Raw genomic sequence first — 18,816 nt, forward strand, 5'->3', positions numbered from 1 at the left:
GTCGGCGCAGGACTGACTGTCAGTGCTGGTCCGTAGCGTTCCTGGTATGAGCACGGCACCGGAGCTGACCTACGCGGACTGCGTGGACCGGCTGCGCGCTGCCCAGGAAGCCGCGGCCGCGTTACCGGCCGTGCTGTGGCAAGCCACCGGTGCGCAGCTCGGTCAGGGTTTGGAGGTGCTGGGTGAGCTCTCTGTCGTGGTCGAGGGCGCCGAGGCCGCGATCACCATCGACGCCCTCGAGCGAGGTGAACCCGCCGCCTCGAACCCACCCGTCACCGACCGCGAATGGGTGGCCCAGCACCACCGCCGGTATGCCGTGACCGGCGCCGGCCGCGTCGCCACGGTTGCGCAAGCCTGCCGCGACCCCCGCCAAACGATCCTGCGCGAAGCCGTGACCACCGGCCGGGTCAGCATCGCGACCGCGGCAGTGATCCTCACCGAGATGCGACTGCTCACACCGCACCTGCACCCCGACGCCGTCGACACCGTCTGGCACGCCTACACCACCCTGGCGGAACGCCACGACACCCGCACCGTCCGCCGCCTACGCGAAGAGCTCCTCGCCCGCCACGGCCTCGACGGTGAGTTCGACGACATCGAGACCCGCGCCAAGAAGGGCGAGTCCCTCACCTTGGGCAGACAGATCGCCCCCGGACTGTTCGAGTACGTCCTGCGGATCACCCGCGAAGGACGCGCCGCCCTCGAAGCCGCGATCGGACCCGGATCCGCGCCCACCCCCACCCCCGCCGACGAACACGGACCCGCCGAACCCGACCTGCGCCCCCACGACCAACGCCGAGCCCACGCCCTTCTCGCCGTCATCGGCCTGGCCCAGAAAGCCGGCAACAGCACCTGGTCCTCCACCAAGACGCAGATCTTCGTCCAGATCACCCTCGACGACCTCCAACAACGCGCCGGAGCCGGATCCCTGCTCGGCGGGCTGACCACCGGAGAGCTCGCCACCCCCGACACCGTCCGCAGATGGGCGTGCGACGCCACCATCATCCCCACCGTCCTCAACTCCTGCGGTGAAGCCGTCGACCTCGCACGCGCGCAACGGCTCTTCACCCCAGCCCAGATCAAACGGCTCTGGCTACGCGACCGACACTGCACCTACCCCGGCTGCGACGCCCCCGCCTCCTGGACCGACGCCCACCACCTCATCCACTGGGCCGACGGCGGCCCCACCAACCTCGACAACGCCGCCCTGCTCTGCGGGCGCCACCACACCACCGTCCACACCCAGCGCTACCACGGCTGGATCGAACCCGACCCTCACGGACGCACCCACGTCGTGTGGGACCGCACCCGCGGCTCCTACGACCACGCCCTCGAACGACTCGACTCCGGCCTCGGACGAAGCAATCGAGACTCCAGCCCCGGACGAAGCGGACCGTCGGAACACACCGCCCAGCCGCCGCACGACCACACCGCCCACCCGTCCCACGACACCCAAGAACTCCGCCGAGCCTCCGGCGACCCCGACCTCTGGCACCGACCATGACCCCGCCCCACACCCCGAAGCCCCCAAGGCAACGGGGTCGCCGGCACGTCGACTCCTCCGTGATGGCCACCAGCTGTTCGTCGGGGACGGCCGGGCACGAGCGGTCGGGGTGACCAGCGAGCCGGGCTACGAGCGGGGAGGTCGGCGCGGGGGATGTGGAGCCGTAGCCGGCGTCCGTCCGCGGTCCAGCTCAGCGGCTCGCGTGGCGTTCCACGCAGAGATGCACGTGGAGGCAACAACGCCCGGGTCAGTCGCAGTCATGATCGCGCGCACGACCGCCACCCCCGCCACTCCCGTGTCAGCGAGCTCGCCCACGTCACCCGGCTGCACGTCACCGATGGCGATGACAGGCAGCGAGGTCAGACCGACGAGCACGGGATAACCCGCCAAGCCGATCGGCGGACGACCGACGTCCTTCGTGGGCGTCGGTCGGAACGGGCCGGCGCCGAGGTAGTCCGGCCGCCCGGGGCCACGTCGCCTCTCGGCCTCAACGACGAAGTCCGGAGTACCTGCCGTGAGCCCGATGAGAGCATCCTGACCGAGAGCTGCACGCGCCTCCCCGACTGGAAGGTCACTCTGGCCCAGGTGCACACCATGGACGCGTGCACCATGGCGCCGTGCAGCCTGAGCAACGTCCACCCGGTCGTTGACGATGACCCGCGTGGGAACGGCAGCGGCCGCAACACCGTCGGCCACACGGCATACGAGCTCGAGCAGGTCGGCGGCCGACAGCTCCTTGGCCCGGACCTGCACGACGCCGGCGCCTGCCCGTGCCGCCGCGACGGCTGCCGCGACAGTCTCCGTCCCGCTGCCCGATGTCACGACGTGGAGCCGCCAGTCCACCTGCTGTGCCCGCAGTCCCGACTTCACGCCCACGCCAGCCTGACCGTCGTGGCAACCTCGTCGGGGCTCACCGCGTCCAGGGCGTCGAGGAGGGCCGCCCGGAACGTCCCTGGGCCGCTCGCCCCGGTGGCCGCCCGCTCAGCCGCGACGGTGAGCAGGGCCGTCGCCGCGACGACCGCCCCCAGTCGACTGACCTCGGTGGCGAGATGTGCCGCGGTCAGGGCACCGAGCAGGCAGCCTGTGCCACTCACCTGTGTGAGCCACGGATGGCCGCTCGCCACCCGCACGGTGCGCTCGACGTCGGTCACGGCGTCCACCCGGCCCGAGACCGCGACGACGCACCCATGCGCCGAGGCCAGCTCACGGGCAGTCCCGACCGCCAGGTCCGGGCCGACCGTGCTGTCCGCGCCACGCACGGCATGACCATCACCCGGGTCACTCCCCAGCGTCAGGACTTCGGAAGCGTTGCAGCGCACCGCGGTTGGGCCCAGCGCGAGGAGCTCGCGAGCGAGTGGTGTCCTGACCGGAGCCCCGCCGATGGCGACGGGATCGAGGACCCACGGCGTGGCGTATGCCGTCGCGGCACCCGCCGTCGGCAGCGCAGCCTCGCGTGCATCACTGTTCAAGGACCCGAGGTTGACGAGCAGGGCGTCAGCATGGGTGACCAGTGTCGGGGACTCGCCGAGCGTCGCGGTGAGCATCGGCCGCGCCCCAGCCGCGAGCAGCCCGTCGGCGACAAGGGCCTGCGTGGCCGTGCCGGTGATGCCGAGGACGAGGGGCGCCTGCTCGCGAACACCCGTCAGAGCACGCGCCACCTCCGCCCTCAGCCCGTCAGTCACGCGCATCCGCCATGGCACGTCGAGGGACGGGTTCCACGGCACCCGCCAACAGCCGAGGCTGCCGCGCCACGGACTCGACGTCCCGGTCGAGGTCGGCAGTCGAGAGCCGCGGGCCCAGGGCTCCACACCCGGCGACGAGCAGGCCGCCGGTGACGAGGACGGCGAGCACGGCCCCGTCGTGACCGAGAGCTCTCTCCGCCTGTGGCAACCAGAACGGCCAGAGCGCCGGACCGACGATGGACAGCGAGTATGCCGTTCCGTAGCCCGTCGAGCGGACGTGCGCCGGGAAGCGTTCGCACAGGTAGGCGCCGACCGGCCCGTAGCCGCACACGGTGAGCAGCTGGAGCAGGGCGACTCCGACGATGACCGGGATGACCGCGTTCGTGATGGTGCCGAGCCAGAGGAGCGGGCCGAGCACAGCGGCGCTCAGTCCCCACAGCACGAAGAAGCGACGCCGACCCCACAGGCTCGAAAGGTGACCGGTTCCTGCCATCACGCCGGCTTGGCAGACCGCCGCGACACCCATCACGACGCCGACGCGGCCGCCATCGAGTCCCAGGTCCCGGGCGAGCCGCCCGGCGAGCACGATGACGACCATGTTGGTCATGAGCCACAGCCCGGTCATGAGGCCGAACATCTGCCAGAACGCGCCGGCATACGCACCGCTGAGCACGCCTCGCAGGCCACGAGACCCGGACGGCTCGGTCACCTTGGCGACCTCGCGTTCGCGCACAGCCCCGGGGGCGTCGGCCACCCGTGACGAGTAGTACGCGAGGAGTGCCAGGCTTGCCGCCCCACCGACCACGAAGGTGAGCCTCCACCCCCATGCGCCGTAGGCCGGCAGTCCTAGCACCGCGATGAGCCCAGCCGTGGCGAAGGCGATGGTCGCCTGCGCGGCTGGCGCCATCGACATGATCAGCCCTGAGAAGAGGCCGCGGCGACGAGGCCTCGACCACTCCATGGCCAGGGGGATGGCCGAGGTGTACTCACCAGCGAGGAAGGCGCCCGCGACGAACCGCAGCGCGATGATGACGGTGATCGCCCAGACTCCGATGGACGCGTGACCGGGGACCGCGGCGATCGCAAAGCTGGTGGCCGACGTGCCGGCGATGGCGATCTTCGTCGTGGCCGTGCGGCCCAGCCGGTCGGAGATGCGACCGAAGACCATCGAGCCGACGGGACGCCCGAGCAGGGTGGCGACGATGACGAGGGCCCCGCCGGTCACGCCGGCGTGGGGTCCAGCCAGCGTTGCCAGTGCCGGTGCGAGCGCGACGACGGGGAGGAAGATGTTGAGCTGGTCGACGTAGTTGCCGATGACTCCGGCCCGCACCGCAGCCCGCCCCTCGGGAGGGAGCGTCGTCGCCGGTGTGCTCACCGGGCCACCCCGGCGCTCTCGTCCAGGTAGACACTGGACCCCAGCTCGACGAACTGGCGGGACTTCTCCGCCATCCCCTGCTCGACGACCGCTCGCTGTTCGGCCGCTGACCCGTAGGCATCACGAATGTCCTGGCTGATCCGCATCGAGCAGAACTTGGGGCCGCACATCGAGCAGAAGTGCGCGGTCTTCGCCGGCTCGGCCGGGAGGGTCTCGTCGTGGAACGCCATCGCCGTCTCGGGGTCGAGCGAGAGCGCGAACTGGTCGTGCCAACGGAACTCGAACCGTGCCTTGCTCAGCGCGTCGTCGCGCAGCCGCGCCCCCGGGTGTCCCTTGGCAAGGTCAGCGGCGTGAGCCGCGATCTTGTAGGTGATGACACCGGTCTTGACGTCGTCGCGGTTGGGCAGCCCCAAGTGCTCCTTGGGCGTGACGTAGCAGAGCATCGCCGTGCCGTACTGCGCGATCGTCGCCGCGCCGATGGCCGAGGTGATGTGGTCATAGCCCGGAGCGATGTCGGTGACGAGCGGCCCGAGCGTGTAGAACGGCGCCCCGTGGCACCAGTCCTGCTCGAGCTCGACGTTCTCACGCACGAGGTGCAGCGGCACGTGGCCGGGGCCCTCGACCATGACCTGCACGTCGAACTCCCAGGCGCGCTTCGTCAGCTCGCCCAGCGTCCGCAGCTCCGCCAGCTGCGCCTCGTCGTTGGCGTCCGCGATGGATCCGGGACGCAAGCCGTCGCCGAGGCTGAACGCCACGTCGTAGCGCGCAAAGATCTCGCACAGCTCGTCGAAGTGGGTGTAGAGGAACGACTCCTGGTGGTGGGCCAGGCACCAGCCGGCCATGATCGAGCCACCGCGCGAGACGATCCCGGTGACGCGGTTGGCGGTGAGCGGGACGAACGCGAGGCGCACGCCGGCGTGGATCGTCATGTAGTCGACGCCCTGCTCACACTGCTCGATGACGGTGTCCCGGAACACTTCCCACGTGAGGGAGGCTGCGTCGCCGTCCACCTTCTCGAGCGCCTGGTAGATGGGCACGGTCCCGATCGGCACCGGGCTGTTGCGGATGAGCCACTCGCGTGTGGTGTGGATGTCGTCACCGGTCGACAGGTCCATGACCGTGTCGGCGCCCCAGCGTGTCGCCCAGCTGAGCTTGTCGACCTCCTCGGCGATGGACGACGTCACGGCCGAGTTGCCGATGTTGGCGTTGATCTTCGTGAGGAACGCGCGACCGATGATCATCGGCTCGGACTCGGGGTGGTTGACGTTCGCCGGGATGATGGCGCGCCCTGCGGCCACCTCGTCACGCACGAGGCCGACGCTGCAGCCCTCACGAAGGGCCACGAAGCGCATCTCCGGCGTGATCTCACCCCGTCGGGCGTAGTGCAGCTGCGTCACGGTGGCGCCCTCGACGGACCGCAACGGCGGGCGAGAGGCACCGCGCCACTTCTGGCTGGCCTCACCGCGACGCATCGCCGACCGTCCGTCATCGGCGAGGTCACGGCCTCGACCGGCATACGTCTCGACGTCGCCCCGGGCGGTGATCCAGTCCGTGCGCTGCGGGTCCAGCCCGACCTCGGGATCAGCGCCCGGTCCGGCGGTCCGATAGACGAGGACGTCCCCGTTCGGGCTGCCGTCGGGACTGGGGTCCAGGCCGATGGCCGTGACCGGGACGGTGATGTCACCGTCGACGAGGACGCTCGCCCGGTGCTTCGGGTGGACCTCGGTCGGGGACTGCGATGAGGGACGGGACGGGACATGGGTACGCACTGGGCGGCTCCTCTTCCTTCGCCGGCATGATCCGGACAGGTTCAGACGGTCCGGACAGCAACAGTCCGATCTCAGCCCGTGCTCGGGCCCCCGTGGGGTGTGACCACCGTAGCGCCATGGTTGGGTTGGCGTCATGCCGACCTCTGCCAGGCCTGAGTGCACGAGCACGACAAAGGATGCGTATGCCGTTGCGAGACAGGGCGATTCACCACAGAACGTGGTTCTCTCGATCGCTGGAAGTGACCCCTCCGGAGGCGCTGGCATCCAGGCCGACCTCAAGACGTTCGCCGCCCAGGGCGCCTACGGCACGTGCGTCATCACGGCTCTGACGGCGCAGTCGACCACCGGCGTGACGGGTGTCCACCCCGTGCCCGCGGCCTTCGTCGCGGAGCAGCTCGGGACTCTCCTGGCCGACGTCAGGATCGACGCCGTGAAGATCGGGATGCTCGCCGACGCCGAGGTCGTCACGGCCGTGTCCGACGTGGTGCGCAGCCACCCGGCGCTCCGCGGCGTGCCGAAGGTCCTCGACCCCGTCATGGTCTCGACCGCAGGTTCACGACTGCTCGCCGACGACGCCGTCTCGGCCTTGCGAGCACTCATCCCCCATGTCGACGTCATCACCCCCAACATCCCCGAGGCCGCGGCCCTCCTCGGCGTCGACGAGGCCGAGGACCTCGACGCCCTGCGCGACCAGACCAAGCTGCTGCACGGTCTCGGAGCCGTCCGGGTGCTGCTCAAGGGCGGTCACTTTCCCGGCCCGCGCTCGGTCGATGCGTGGAGCGACTCCGAGACCGGGGAGGTCGTCGACCTCTCGGCCGCACGCATCGCCACCCGCAACACCCACGGCACGGGCTGCACCCTGAGCTCGGCGATCGCCGCCCTGCGACCCCGGCACGATGACTGGCTCTCAGCAGTGCGTGCAGCCAAGACCTACGTCACCGGCGCCATCCAGCACGCCGACGACCTCGACATCGGCCAGGGCCCCGGCCCCCTCAACCACGCCTGGCAGTACCGCTGAACGAGGAACGACCCGGACAGCTCGGGGCGTCCGGCGATTCCGGAATAGTGCCGTGCGCGCGTTTGCGACGAAGGAGCAACTGAGCGTGCGCAGCACTATTGCGGAATCGGCATTGTGCCGTGCATGCGTTTGCGACGAAGGAGCAACTGAGCGTGCACAGCACTATGTCGGAATCGGCCAACGACAGGGCGATCAGCCGAGGTTGTTGGACTTGAGGAACTCGGCGGCCACGTCCTTGGCGTCCTTCTTGTCCGTGACCGTCTGCTTGAGCAGCCCGGAGATGACCTCGGTCGTGAGGGCCTTCGAGACCGCGTTGAGGGCCGGAGCGAGCTGCTCGGACTTGTCCTTCGCCACGAGGGGGACGATGTTCTGCGAACCGAAGAGCTTCTTGGTGTCCTCGAGCGACACGAAGCCGTTCTCGGCGATCGACGGGTCGGTCGTGAAGATGTTGGCAGCGTCGACCTGGCCGTTCTTGAGCGCCTGGACGAGGCCCTGACCGGTGAGCGGCCGGAACGACCCGAAGGTCACCCCGTAGGTGCTCTTGAGGCCCGGGATTCCCTGGGGCCGCTTCTGGAACTCCGGCGGGGCGCCGAGCGACATGTCCGCGGCAGCCGCCTTGAGGTCGTCCAGGGTCTTGAGCGACTTCGAGTCCGCAGTCTCCTTGGTGACGACGATCGAGTCGTTGTCCTCGGCAGCCGACTTCTCGAGCATCGCGAAGCCTGCCGGAAGGAGCCCTTCCACCGCCGCGTAGACCTTGTCGGGGTCGGTCTCCTTGAAGTTCTTGTCGTAGAAGAAGCCGAGGGCGCCGGTGTACTCGGGGATCGCCTGGATCGAGCCGTCCTCCAGCGCCTTGAGGTAGATCTCGCGCGAGCCGATCCGCGGCTTGGTCGTGGCGTCGACGCCCTTGGCCTTGAGCGCGCCGGCGTAGATCTCGGCGAGCAGCTCGGACTCGGGGAAGTCGGCGGAGCCGATGACGACTGCGCCGCCCCCGGTCGAGCCGCTGGGCGCCGGGGTGTCGGAGGCCAGCGGGTCGCCGCCGCCGCCACAGGCAGACAGGCCGAGGATCGCAGCAGTGGTGAGAGCGAGTACGGAGGTCATGCGCTTCATGAGGAAGTCCTTCGATAGCGATCGGTCGTGCGTTCGGGCGGAGCAGTGACGAGCTGGGCTGTGGGAACGGGAGAAACGGGTGGCCGCTCACACAGGCGACATCGCCGGAGGTCAGGCCGCATCAGGATCAACTCCACCATGGGCCACCGACATTCCTGCCCCCAGGTGCAGCTTGGCGTTCATCGCGCGACGAACGATCGGTCCAGCAGCGCACCGATCCCACGACGACGTGCCACCCGACGTCCGGTGAGTCCGGGGGACACGACCCCGCGCTGCACGAGCGCAAGGATCCCGTCGACGATGAGCGCGAGCACCGACACGACGAGAGCGCCACCCGCGGTGGAGACGTAGTCCCCGTTGGCGAGCCCGTCGATGAGATAGCGGCCCAGCCCGCCCAGGCCCACGTATGCCGCAACGGTCGCCGTGGCGATGACCTGGAGGAACGCCGAGCGCAGGCCCGAGAGGATCAACGGCATGGCGTTGGGGATCTCGACCTGTCGCACCACTTCCATGCCGCGCATCCCCATCCCGCGGGCAGCGTCCCGAGTCGCAGGATCGACAGCCTCGACACCGGCATACACGCCGGACAGGATCGGCGGGACGACCAGGACGACGAGGACGACGAGGCTCGGGATGAGGAACGCGAGGTCGGACTGGAACTTCGGGCTCAGCCACAGGGCCACCGCGAAGAGCAGCCCCAGGGTCGGGACGGCGCGCAGCGAGTTGGCCAACGTCACGAGCCACCTGGCCCGGCCGGTGTGACCGACCCACAACCCCAGAGGGACCGCGATGACAGCGGCGATGACGACAGCGAGCAGGCTGTACCAGAGGTGCTCGATGATTCGGGCTCCCAGCCCGGTGTCGCCCGACCACGTCGCCGACGAGGTGAGCCACTCGAAGATGCTGGCGATCATGCCCGACCTCCCTGGGCACGCGTCCATGGCGTGAGCAGGCGCTGACCCACGAGGATCAGTCCGTCGAAGACGAGGGCGAGCACGACGCAGGCGACGATGCCGGCGGCGATCTCGGCGGTGATGAAGCGGCTGTAGCCGTCGGTGAGCAGGTTGCCGAGCTGGGGGACGCCGATGAGGGAGGCGACCGAGACGATGCTGACGTTGCTCACCGCTGCGACCCGCAACCCGGCCGCGATGACCGGCACGGCGAGCGGGAAGCTCGACACCGAAGAACCGCCGGAAGCCGCGGTAGCCCATCGCCCGGGCCGCCTGGAGCACGGGGTCCGGCACCGACCCGAGGCCGTCGGCGACCGTGCGCACGAGCAGGGCGACGGTGTAGACCGTCATGGCGATGACGATGTTGATCGGATCAAGGATCTTGGTGCCGGGAACGATGATCGGCATGAGGACGAAGAGCGCCAGGCTGGGGATCGTGTAGAGCAGCCCCGAGACCGAGATGAGGACCGGATAGAGCCGAGACCAGCGCCGCGCCGCCCACCCGAGCGGCAGCGCGATGAGCAGCCCGAGGACCAGCGGCACCCCCGCGAGCCACACGTGGCTGCGCGCCAGCGTGAAGATCTCGCCCCAGTGGTCGTTGACCCAGGTCATGCAGAGCTCTCCCTGCCCGACTCGACGAACTGGCCCGCCTGGTCGACGTCCGGCCGGTCGGCCGACTCGATGAGCGACAGCACCTCGTGCGCGCGCACCGTGCCCACGAGGGAGCCGGAGTCGTCGACGATCACGCCGCGGCGGGACGGCGACGAGAGGGCCGCGTCCAGCGCACCACGCAGCGAACCCGAGGCCCGCGCCACGGTCCCGCCGCGGTGCAGCGCCTCCGAGGTCACCTCACCCGAGACCCGCTGCGGCTCGACCCAGCCCAGCGGTCGACGCTCTTCGTCGACGACGAGCACCCACTCGCCGGTCACACCGTCTGTCGACTCCCCGACAACCAACGTGCGCTCGGCAGCCAGCGGCAGCTTGGGTGCGGGCTGGAACTGGAGCGAACGGTAGCCCCGGTCGCGCCCGACGAAGTCCGCGACGAAGTCGTCGACGGGGTGCGCCAGCAGGAACGCCGGGTCGGAGATCTGGGCCAGCGTGCCGCCGACGCGCAGCACCGCAACCTGGTCACCGAGCTTGATCGCCTCGTCGATGTCGTGGGTGACGAAGACGATCGTCTTGCCGAGCTCGGACTGGAGGTCGAGGAAGACGTCCTGCAGCTGGTCGCGCACGACAGGGTCGACCGCGCTGAACGGCTCGTCCATGAGCATGACGGGCGGGTCGGCCGCGAGCGCCCGGGCCACGCCGACGCGCTGCTGCTGCCCGCCGGAGAGCTGCGACGGGTAGCGGTCCGCGAGCTCCGGCGCCAACCCGACGCGCGACAGCAGGTCGCGCGAGCGCTCCAGCGTCTCCTTCTTGTCCCAGCCGAGCAGGCGCGGGACGGTGCCGACGTTGTCGAGGACGGTCCGGTGCGGGAAGAGCCCGGCGTGCTGGATGACGTAGCCGATGCCGCGGCGCATCTGCGCCTCGTTCATCCTCGAGGTGTCCTGACCGTCGAGGCTGATCGTCCCGCGAGTGGGTTCGATCATCCGGTTGACCATGCGCAGGGACGTCGTCTTGCCACACCCTGACGGCCCCACCAGGACCGTGATCTTGCCGGTCGGCGCCGTGAGGCTGAGGTCGTCCACCGCCACGGTGCCGTCGGGATACTGCTTGGTCACACCGTCGAACCGGATCATGCTGAGCCCCTCGCCAAGCGGATGTCAGGGTCAAACGTAACCGGAGCGGACGGCATACGAGCAGTTCAGCGCCCTGATGATTGCGGATGGAGAAAACCACCCGCTGAAGCACCCCAGATGGACAGAAAGTGAACAGGCGGGGCCTAGCATGACGCCGACTGCCCACAACGACGAGGACACGACGTGACGCCCACTGCCCACCGCCCACCGGGTGGCGATCGATGACCACACCCGTCACCAGCACCGTCGGTGCGCAGGGGCGCCGCGAGCGATGGATCGCGGTCGGCTACCTGCTGCCCGCGCTCGTCGTCTTCGGGGTCTTCATCTTCTGGCCGCTGGTCAAGTCGATCCTGCTGTCGGTGCAGGGCACCGACATCCTCGGCAACCCGAGCGGCTTCGTCGGCTTCGTCAACTACACCCGCCTCTTCAGCGACCCGGACTTCCTCCAGGTGCTGTGGGTGACCTTCGCCTTCACCATCCTCACGGTCATCCCGAGCATCGCCATCGCCCTGCTCATCGCCCTGCTGCTGCAGTCGCGCATCCGCGGCGTGAAGTTCTTCCGCACCGCCTTCGCGCTGCCGTTCGCGTTCTCCGTGGCGACGGCCTCGGTGATCTTCGGTGTGCTCTTCAACCCGGCCTCGGGTGTGCTCAACGGCATCCTCAGCACGTTCGGCATCGACAAGGTGCAGTGGCTGACCAACCCCGACCTCGCCCTGTGGTCGGTGTCGGGCGCGACCGTGTGGATGCAGATCGGCTACAACCTGCTCGTCCTGTCGGCGGGCCTGGGCGCCCTGCCGGAGGACGTCATGGAGGCCGCCCGCCTCGACGGCGCCTCGGGACTGCGGCTGCAGCGCAGCATCGTCATGCCGCTGCTCACCCCGCAGCTGTTCTTCCTCGTCGTCGTGGGCACCATCCACTCGCTGCAGAGCTTCGGGCAGATCAAGATCCTCACGGTCGGTGGCCCGGAGAACCGAACGACCACTCTCGTCTACTCGATCTACGAGCAGGCGTTCGCCAACAACAACAGCAACTACGGATACGCCTCCGCCCAGGCCATGGTGCTTCTCGTCATCGTGCTCATCATCACGGCCCTGCAGTTCGGCGTCCTCGAGAGGCGGGTGTTCTACCGATGAGTGTCGAGACCCCGGTGAAGGCGAAGGCGACGACCCCGTCCAAGCCCACGCGCAGCTCCCGCAAGCCGAGCAACATCGGCACCTACCTCATCCTCGGCGTGATGTTCCTCGTCGTGCTCTTCCCGGTCTACTACGGGCTCGTCGGCTCGTTCATGGGTGAGCGCGACACCAACAGCTTCCCGCCCGCGCTGTGGCCCAAGAACGGCGTCCACCCCGAGAACTACTCCAACGCGCTCGACATCATCCCGCTGGGCAACCAGTACCTCACGAGCCTCCTGCAGACCTTGGGCATCACGCTCGGCCAGATGGTCACGAGCGCCCTGGCGGCCTACGCGTTCGTCTTCCTCAACCTCAGGTGGCGCGGGTTCTGGTTCGCGGTCTTCCTGTCCACGATGATGATCCCCTTCGAGTCGATCATCATCCCGAACTACCTGCTCATCTCGCAGTGGGGACTCAAGGACACCATCGCCGGTCTGACGCTGCCGTTCCTCGCGACCGGCTTCGGGACGTTCCTGCTGCGCCAGTCCTTCTTGTCGTTCCCGATGGAGCTGCGGGACGCGGCGCGGGTCGACGGGGCCGGGCACTTCCGGTTCCTCTTCTCGATCCTGTTGCCGCTCAGCCGTCCCAGCCTCGCGGCGCTGGGCATCTGGTCGGCACTGTCGGCCTGGAACATGTACTTCTGGCCGCTGCTCGCCACCGAGGACCCGAAGCACCAGACGATCCAGATCGGGATCAGCCAGCTGCAGAGCTCTGACTCCGACTCCCCCGGCATGGTCCTGGCCGGTGTCATGCTCGCCCTCTTCCCGACCCTGCTGCTCGTCATCTTCGGGCAGCGCTTCATCGTCCGCGGTCTCACCACGGGTGCCGTCAAGTGATGCGCAAAGGAGTGCACGAAATGAAAACAACCCCAGGTGGCTCGCGCCACAGGATCCGGTATGCCGTCCCAGCGGCCCTGGTGTCCGCGTCCCTGTTCCTCGCCGCCTGCGGCGGCGGCTCGGGCGATGACGGCGGCGGCGGAGGTGACGGGGGCAGCGGAGGAGCCCCCGCGGCCGACGTCCTCGACAAGGCCAGCGGCGTGACGACCGTCGCGTTCTGGCACGCCATGGACGGCACCAACGCCGAGGCGCTCGACAAGCTCGTGGCCGACTTCAACACGGCCAACAAGGGCAAGATCGAGGTCAAGTCGACCTACGCCGGCAAGTACGACGACGCGATCACGAAGTACAAGGCGGCCATCCAGAGCAAGTCGACGCCGGACGTCATCCAGATCTATGACATCGGCAGCCGCTTCATGATCGACGCGAAGCAGACGATCCCGATGCAGGCCTTCATCGACCGCGACAAGCTCGACGTCTCGGACCTGCAGCCCAACATCACCGGCTACTACAGCATCGACGACAAGCTGAACTCGATGCCGTTCAACACCTCGATGCCGGTCCTGTACTACAACAAGTCGCTCTTCAAGAAGGCCGGCCTCGACCCCGAGAACCCGCCACAGGACCTCGCCGCGATCCGCACCGCCGCCGAGAAGCTGTCCAAGAAGGGTGGCGGTCCGGCCGACTACGGCTTCGGCGCCGCGATCTACGGCTGGCTCCTCGAGCAGTTCATCGCCACCGACGGCAAGGAGTACTGCGACCAGGGCAACGGCCGCGACGGCAAGGCCACCAAGGTGCTGTTCGACCAGCCGGAGGCCGTCGAGGTCGTCAAGTGGTGGCAGACCATGGTCAAGGACGGTCTCGCCGCCAACACCGGGCGCGACACGAAGGCGGCCCAGGCGGCCTTCAAGTCCGGCCAGCTCGCCATCACGCTCGAGTCCACCGGTCAGCTCGGCGGCTACAGCAAGGCAGCCAAGGAGGGCGGCTGGGAGCTCGGCGCCGCCAACTACCCGCACATCAAGGCGGGCACCGAGGGTGGCCCGATCATCGGCGGCGCCTCGCTCTGGATCAACGGCGAAGCCCACGAGGACGTCAACAAGGAAGCCGCCTGGCGCTTCGTGAAGTTCCTCGCCGACCCCAAGAGCCAGGCCCAGTGGCACATCGGCACGGGCTACTTCCCGATCAGCAAGGGCGCGCTCGACGAGCCGGCCGACGTCGCCTACCGCAAGGCCAACCCGCTCTTCGACGTCGCCGTCAAGCAGCTCGACAGCACGAAGCTGAGCAAGGCCACCCAGGGCTGCCTCCTCGGTGTCATGCCGCAGGCCCGCAAGGCCTCCGAGGACGGCCTCGAGGCCGCCCTCAACGGCACCGACGCGCAGGAGGCCATGACCAAGGCGGCCGAGTCCCTCACCGCCCAGATCAGCCAGTACAACAGCTCGGTCGAATAACCCCGACCAGGCGCGAACGGCGACGCCTCCTCGAGATCGAACGCGATCTCGGGGAGGCGTCGTGGTTTGTGGCGCCGAGGGTGACAATGGGCCGTGTGACCGAACTCCTCGCCCGGGACTCGACCCGCGGCCGCCTCACCCTCACGGCTGTGACCCTCGGTTCGGGGATCGCGATCCTCGACGGCTCGGTGGTCAATGTCGCGCTGCGCACCATCGGCACCGAGCTCGACGCCTCGCTGGAGCAGCTGCAGTGGGTGATCAACGGCTACATGCTCGCGCTCGCCTCGCTCGTCCTCGTCGGCGGAGCCCTGGGTGATCGGTTCGGGCGTCGGCGCATCTATCTCTGGGGCATGGGGTGGTTCCTCGTCGCGAGCGCGCTGTGTGCCGTGGCGCAGACACCAGGTCAGCTCATCGCCACGCGGGTGCTGCAGGGCATCGGCGCCGCCCTCCTCACCCCCGGTGGGCTGGCGATCATCCAGTCGGTCTTCCGTCGCGAGGACCGGGCGGCGGCCATCGGCGTCTGGGCCGGGCTGTCCGGGATCGCCGCCGCCATCGGCCCCTTCGTCGGCGGCTGGCTCGTCGACAACGGCGGCTGGCGCTGGATCTTCGGGATCAACGTGCCGCTCTGCGTCGCCGTCATGGCGATCACGCTCTGGGCGACGCCGGAGTCACGTGACGAGACCCCTCGGACGGCGCAGGAGGGGGCCGGGCACGGCTTCGACGTCCTGGGTGGCGCGCTCACCGTCGTCTCGCTCGGCGCGCTGACCTATGCCCTCACGTCCTCCGCGACCATGAGCCGGGGGTTGCTCGTGGCCGTCAGCGTGCTGGCCGTGGTGGCCGCCGTCGGGTTCGTGGTCGTCGAGTCCCGCTCCCGCACACCGCTGGTCCACCTGTCGCTCTTCGGCGACCGGGTGTTCTCGGCGGCCAACGCGATGACGTTCGTCGTCTATGGCGCGCTCGGTGTCGTCTTCTTCATCCTCGTGCTGCAGCTGCAGGTCTCCGCTGGCTGGTCGGCGCTCTCGGCCGGGCTCACCGGCCTGCCCGCGACGGTCGCCCTCATGCTGCTCTCGTCCCGGGCGTCGCAGCTCTCGGAGCGCATCGGGCCCCGGATCCCCATGGCGCTCGGGCCGATCGTCTGCGCGGTCGGGGTGCTCCTGCTGCTCCCGGCCGGTCGTGGCGCGACGTGGTGGACGGTCCTCCCCGGGCTCGTCGTCTTCGCTCTCGGGCTCGCGCTCCTCGTCTCGCCCCTCACCTCGACCGTGCTCGCGGCTGCACCGGACCGGTATGCCGGTGTCGCCAGTGGCGTGAACAACGCCGTCGCCCGCGCCGGCTCGCTCATCGCGGTCGCCGCCCTGCCCGCGCTCGTGGGCCTCTCGGGCGACGACTACCTCGACCCGACGGCGATGACGTCGGGCTTCCGCGCCTCGATGGTCATCTGTGCGGTGCTGCTCACCGTGGGCGGGGTGGTCAGCTGGTTCGGCCTCGCCAACACGCGCCACCCGGCCCCGACCCCCCAGTCCGCAGGTACCGAACCCACCCCATCGGACGCCTAGGGACGGCTGGGACGAGACGGCGGTGGGAAAATCTTCCGTCACGGCATACACAGTTGTAGAGTTTCTCCGGTCGCTCGCGCCACCTCGGCACCAGGAGAAGAACAATGGTTCGCACGCCCCGCCCGTCCGTTCCGATGAGCCTCGCAGCCGCCGCCGCCGCCTCGCTCGTGCTCGTGACCGCCTGTTCCAGCGGCGCCGGCACCAGCCCGGGCGTCAAGACGGAGCCCGGTCAGGGTGGCGGCACCGCGATCGTCGCCATGACGAGCGACCCGGACACGCTCATGCCGTGGAAGGCGACCCAGTTCCAGGCCGTCAACGTCCTCGGCAACGTCTACGGAACGCTCACGGAGTACGACAAGGACCTCGGCACCGTCCCCGGGCTCGCCGAGAAGTGGGAGCCGGCCGCCGACGGGAAGTCCCTGACCTTGAACCTGCGACAGGGCGTGAAGTTCACCGACGGCAGCGCGTTCGACGCGACCGACGTGAAGTTCTCGCTCGACGCCATCCGCGACGAGAAGACGGCCGCCGTCGCCCGCAGCGCCCTCGCCAACGTCACCGACGTCACCGTCGTCGACCCTGCCACGGTCAAGCTCACCCTCTCGGCGCCTGATGCCGCGCTGCCCTCCGGTCTCGCCAGCGTCAACGTGGCGATGCTCCCCTCGGAGGCGTCGGCCGCTGCGACCATGACGGCCCTCGAGACCAAACCCAATGGCACCGGCGCCTTCACCTTCGAGAGCCGCAGTCCCTCGCAGTCGGTCAAGCTCAAGCGCAACGACGCCTACTGGGGCGACAAGGCCCTCCTCGACGGGGTCGAGTTCCGGGTCATGCCCGACGAGAACGCCATCGTCACGGCACTCAAGTCCGGCAACGTCCACCTCGCCTCGATCAACGACCCGCTCGTCGCACGGACGGCCGAGGGCGGCGAGCTCACGGTGACCAAGACCCAGCAGCTAGCTACCACGCCCTCCAGCTCAAGGCCACGAGCTCGACGAACCCGGCCCTCAAGGACGTGAACGTCCGCCTCGCCATCTCGTGCGCCATCGACCGGCAGCAGGTCCTTGACACCGCGGCCTACGGCGAGGGTGAGGTCACCGGCCCGATCACGGCGCCGGCCTACACGTCCGACGCGAGCGCCCGTCCGTGCCCGAAGCGCGACGTCGCCAGGTCCAAGGACCTGCTGAGCAAGGCGGGCAGGCCGACGCTCACGATCAAGACGATCGTCAGCCAGGGCGAGTACGCGACGTCGGTCAACGAGGCCCAGAACCTCAAGTCCCAGCTCGCCGAGGCCGGCATCACGCTCGAGCTCGAGGTGCTTGACATCGCGGCCTTCGTCAAGCGTTGGGTGGCCGGCGACTTCGAGGCCGCCGTCGCGCTCAACGGTGGCCGCCCCGACCCCGACACGATGTACGGCCGCTACTTCACGAGCACCGGGAACCTCCAGGAGGTCGCGGGCTACTCCTCGCCCGAGCTCGACAAGCTCTTCGCGCAGGGCAAGGCGACGTCCGACGAGGGCAAGCGCAAGGAGATCTATGCCCAGGTCTCCAAGCACCTCGAGGACAACGCCGCGTGGGTGTGGCTCTTCACGGGCAACTCCTACACCGTCGCGTCGACCAAGGTCGCCGGCTTCACCCCGATGGCCAACGGCAGCCTCCAGTCGCTGCGCACGACGACCATCCAGTGACCGCCGGCGCTCTGAGCACCGCGCGCCGGGTCGGCTGGCGCGTGCTGGCCGTCGCCGCAACGCTTTTCGGCGTCGCCCTCCTCGTCTTCGTCATGCTGCGCGCCATCCCGGGCGACCAGATCACGGCATCGCTCGGCACCGAGGCCGCAGCACTCACTCCCGCACAGCAGGCCGCACTCCGTGAGTACTACGGCATCGACCAGCCACTCGTCACGCAGTTCTTCACCTGGCTCGGCGAGCTGCTGTCGGGCAACCTCGGCTTCTCGGTGCGCTCCCGCACGAGCGTCGCCTCGCTCACCGCCGCCGCCCTGCCCGTGACGCTCGAGCTCGCGCTGCTGTCCATCGTCATCGCACTTCTCATCGGCATTCCCGTGGGCATGCTCGCCGCCGCGGCACCCAACACGTGGCGTGACGGGCTCGGCCAGCTCATCGCCCTGCTGGGCCTGTCGATTCCGTCCTTCCTGCTCGCGAGCTTCCTGCTCACCTATGCCGCATCCGGGATCGGGTTCAACCCGAACGGCCAGCCGTATGCCGCACCTTGGGTCTCGCTCCCGACGAACCTCCAGCAGATGGTGCTGCCCGCGCTGACCCTGGGTTTTGGGATCGCCGCACCGATCGCTCGGACCACCCGCACCGCGGTCCTGGCGGTGCGGGAGGAGGACTTCGTGAGGACGGCTCGCGCCAAGGGGGTCGGTGAGCGGCTGCTCCGGCGGCGGCACGTGCTGCGCAACGCCCTGCTGCCGGTGACGACGATGACCGGTCTCCAGCTCGGCTATCTCCTCGGTGGAGCGGTCGTCGTCGAGCAGATCTTCTCGCTGCCGGGGATCGGGCGGCAGGTGCTGCTCGGCATCCAGCAGAAGGACTACGCGGTCGTCCAGAGCACGGTGCTCGTCATCGCGTTGGCGTTCGTCCTCGTCAACGTCCTCACCGACCTCGCCTACCGCGTGGTCGACCCGCGGGTGCGTGCGACATGAGCGAGGGA

The 18,816-nt window shown here is 69.2% G+C and carries 14 protein-coding genes, 2 pseudogenes and 1 riboswitch; of the genes and pseudogenes, 8 read left to right on the top strand and 8 right to left on the bottom strand.

Annotation, left to right across the window (positions count from 1 at the left end; genetic code table 11):
* Window positions 1–46 precede the first annotated feature (46 nt).
* The gene (locus ACZZ98_RS06790) at window positions 47–1,504 is read left to right on the top strand and encodes an HNH endonuclease signature motif containing protein (protein ID WP_463515520.1); all 1,458 of its coding nucleotides are present in this window, start codon (window positions 47–49) and stop codon (window positions 1,502–1,504) included.
* A gap of 126 nt (window positions 1,505–1,630) precedes the next feature.
* Here ACZZ98_RS06790 and ACZZ98_RS06795 read toward each other — a convergent pair whose 3' ends face one another.
* Genes ACZZ98_RS06795 through thiC form a run of 4 tightly spaced genes read right to left on the bottom strand, consistent with a single transcriptional unit; the run spans window position 1,631 to window position 6,240 of the window.
* Window positions 1,631–2,374, bottom strand: coding sequence for a thiamine phosphate synthase (locus ACZZ98_RS06795; protein WP_463515521.1), 744 nt, complete (start codon window positions 2,372–2,374; stop codon window positions 1,631–1,633).
* Window positions 2,371–3,192, bottom strand: a complete 822-nt coding sequence (gene thiM, locus ACZZ98_RS06800) for a hydroxyethylthiazole kinase (RefSeq protein ID WP_463515522.1) — start codon at window positions 3,190–3,192, stop codon at window positions 2,371–2,373. The genes ACZZ98_RS06795 and thiM overlap by 4 nt, the downstream gene beginning before the upstream one ends.
* A complete protein-coding gene (locus tag ACZZ98_RS06805; RefSeq protein WP_463515523.1) occupies window positions 3,179–4,561 on the bottom strand; it encodes an MFS transporter in 1,383 nt (460 codons plus the stop codon). Before ACZZ98_RS06805 ends, thiM begins: the two co-directional genes overlap by 14 nt.
* Complete coding sequence (thiC, locus tag ACZZ98_RS06810) at window positions 4,558–6,240, bottom strand: phosphomethylpyrimidine synthase ThiC (RefSeq protein WP_463517737.1); 1,683 nt, start codon at window positions 6,238–6,240, stop codon at window positions 4,558–4,560. The genes ACZZ98_RS06805 and thiC overlap by 4 nt, the downstream gene beginning before the upstream one ends.
* Before the next feature lie 86 nt (window positions 6,241–6,326).
* A riboswitch (TPP riboswitch) is annotated at window positions 6,327–6,434 on the bottom strand.
* A 113-nt stretch (window positions 6,435–6,547) separates the two neighbouring features.
* On the opposite strand from thiC, the gene thiD reads away from it, so the two are divergent.
* Window positions 6,548–7,348 (top strand): bifunctional hydroxymethylpyrimidine kinase/phosphomethylpyrimidine kinase, encoded by an 801-nt coding sequence (gene thiD, locus ACZZ98_RS06815; protein WP_463515524.1) that lies wholly within the window; start codon window positions 6,548–6,550, stop codon window positions 7,346–7,348.
* A gap of 192 nt (window positions 7,349–7,540) precedes the next feature.
* On the opposite strand, the gene ACZZ98_RS06820 is transcribed toward thiD, so the two are convergent.
* The 4 genes and pseudogenes from ACZZ98_RS06820 to ACZZ98_RS06835 form a co-directional block, all read right to left on the bottom strand.
* Complete coding sequence (locus ACZZ98_RS06820) at window positions 7,541–8,455, bottom strand: ABC transporter substrate-binding protein (protein ID WP_463515525.1); 915 nt, start codon at window positions 8,453–8,455, stop codon at window positions 7,541–7,543.
* A 179-nt stretch (window positions 8,456–8,634) separates the two neighbouring features.
* Window positions 8,635–9,396, bottom strand: coding sequence for an ABC transporter permease (locus ACZZ98_RS06825; RefSeq protein ID WP_463515526.1), 762 nt, complete (start codon window positions 9,394–9,396; stop codon window positions 8,635–8,637).
* Window positions 9,366–10,017: pseudogene (locus ACZZ98_RS06830) on the bottom strand (ABC transporter permease). The gene ACZZ98_RS06825 and the pseudogene ACZZ98_RS06830 overlap by 31 nt, the downstream one beginning before the upstream one ends.
* On the bottom strand, window positions 10,014–11,144 hold the full coding sequence (locus tag ACZZ98_RS06835) for an ABC transporter ATP-binding protein (RefSeq protein ID WP_463515527.1): 1,131 nt from the start codon (window positions 11,142–11,144) through the stop codon (window positions 10,014–10,016). The pseudogene ACZZ98_RS06830 and the gene ACZZ98_RS06835 overlap by 4 nt, the downstream one beginning before the upstream one ends.
* A gap of 221 nt (window positions 11,145–11,365) precedes the next feature.
* Here ACZZ98_RS06835 and ACZZ98_RS06840 point away from each other — a divergent pair, with 221 nt between their 5' ends.
* The 6 genes and pseudogenes from ACZZ98_RS06840 to ACZZ98_RS06865 all read left to right on the top strand — a co-directional run bounded on the left by ACZZ98_RS06840 (window position 11,366) and on the right by ACZZ98_RS06865 (window position 18,808).
* Window positions 11,366–12,277 (top strand): carbohydrate ABC transporter permease, encoded by a 912-nt coding sequence (locus ACZZ98_RS06840; protein WP_463515528.1) that lies wholly within the window; start codon window positions 11,366–11,368, stop codon window positions 12,275–12,277.
* Window positions 12,274–13,152 (top strand): carbohydrate ABC transporter permease, encoded by an 879-nt coding sequence (locus ACZZ98_RS06845; protein WP_463515529.1) that lies wholly within the window; start codon window positions 12,274–12,276, stop codon window positions 13,150–13,152. The genes ACZZ98_RS06840 and ACZZ98_RS06845 overlap by 4 nt, the downstream gene beginning before the upstream one ends.
* Before the next feature lie 20 nt (window positions 13,153–13,172).
* Window positions 13,173–14,600: an ABC transporter substrate-binding protein gene (locus ACZZ98_RS06850; protein WP_463515530.1), complete on the top strand. Its 1,428-nt coding sequence runs from the start codon at window positions 13,173–13,175 to the stop codon at window positions 14,598–14,600.
* Window positions 14,601–14,686: 86 nt separating this feature from the next.
* A complete protein-coding gene (locus ACZZ98_RS06855) occupies window positions 14,687–16,153 on the top strand; it encodes an MFS transporter (protein WP_463515531.1) in 1,467 nt (488 codons plus the stop codon).
* A 281-nt stretch (window positions 16,154–16,434) separates the two neighbouring features.
* Window positions 16,435–17,834, top strand: a pseudogene (locus ACZZ98_RS06860) (ABC transporter substrate-binding protein).
* Window positions 17,831–18,808 carry an ABC transporter permease gene (locus tag ACZZ98_RS06865; RefSeq protein WP_463515532.1) on the top strand — a complete coding sequence of 326 codons (978 nt, stop codon included), beginning with the start codon at window positions 17,831–17,833 and terminating at the stop codon, window positions 18,806–18,808. The pseudogene ACZZ98_RS06860 and the gene ACZZ98_RS06865 overlap by 4 nt, the downstream one beginning before the upstream one ends.
* The last annotated feature ends 8 nt before the right edge of the window (window positions 18,809–18,816 follow it).

The organism is Knoellia sp. AC549, assembly GCF_979258975.1.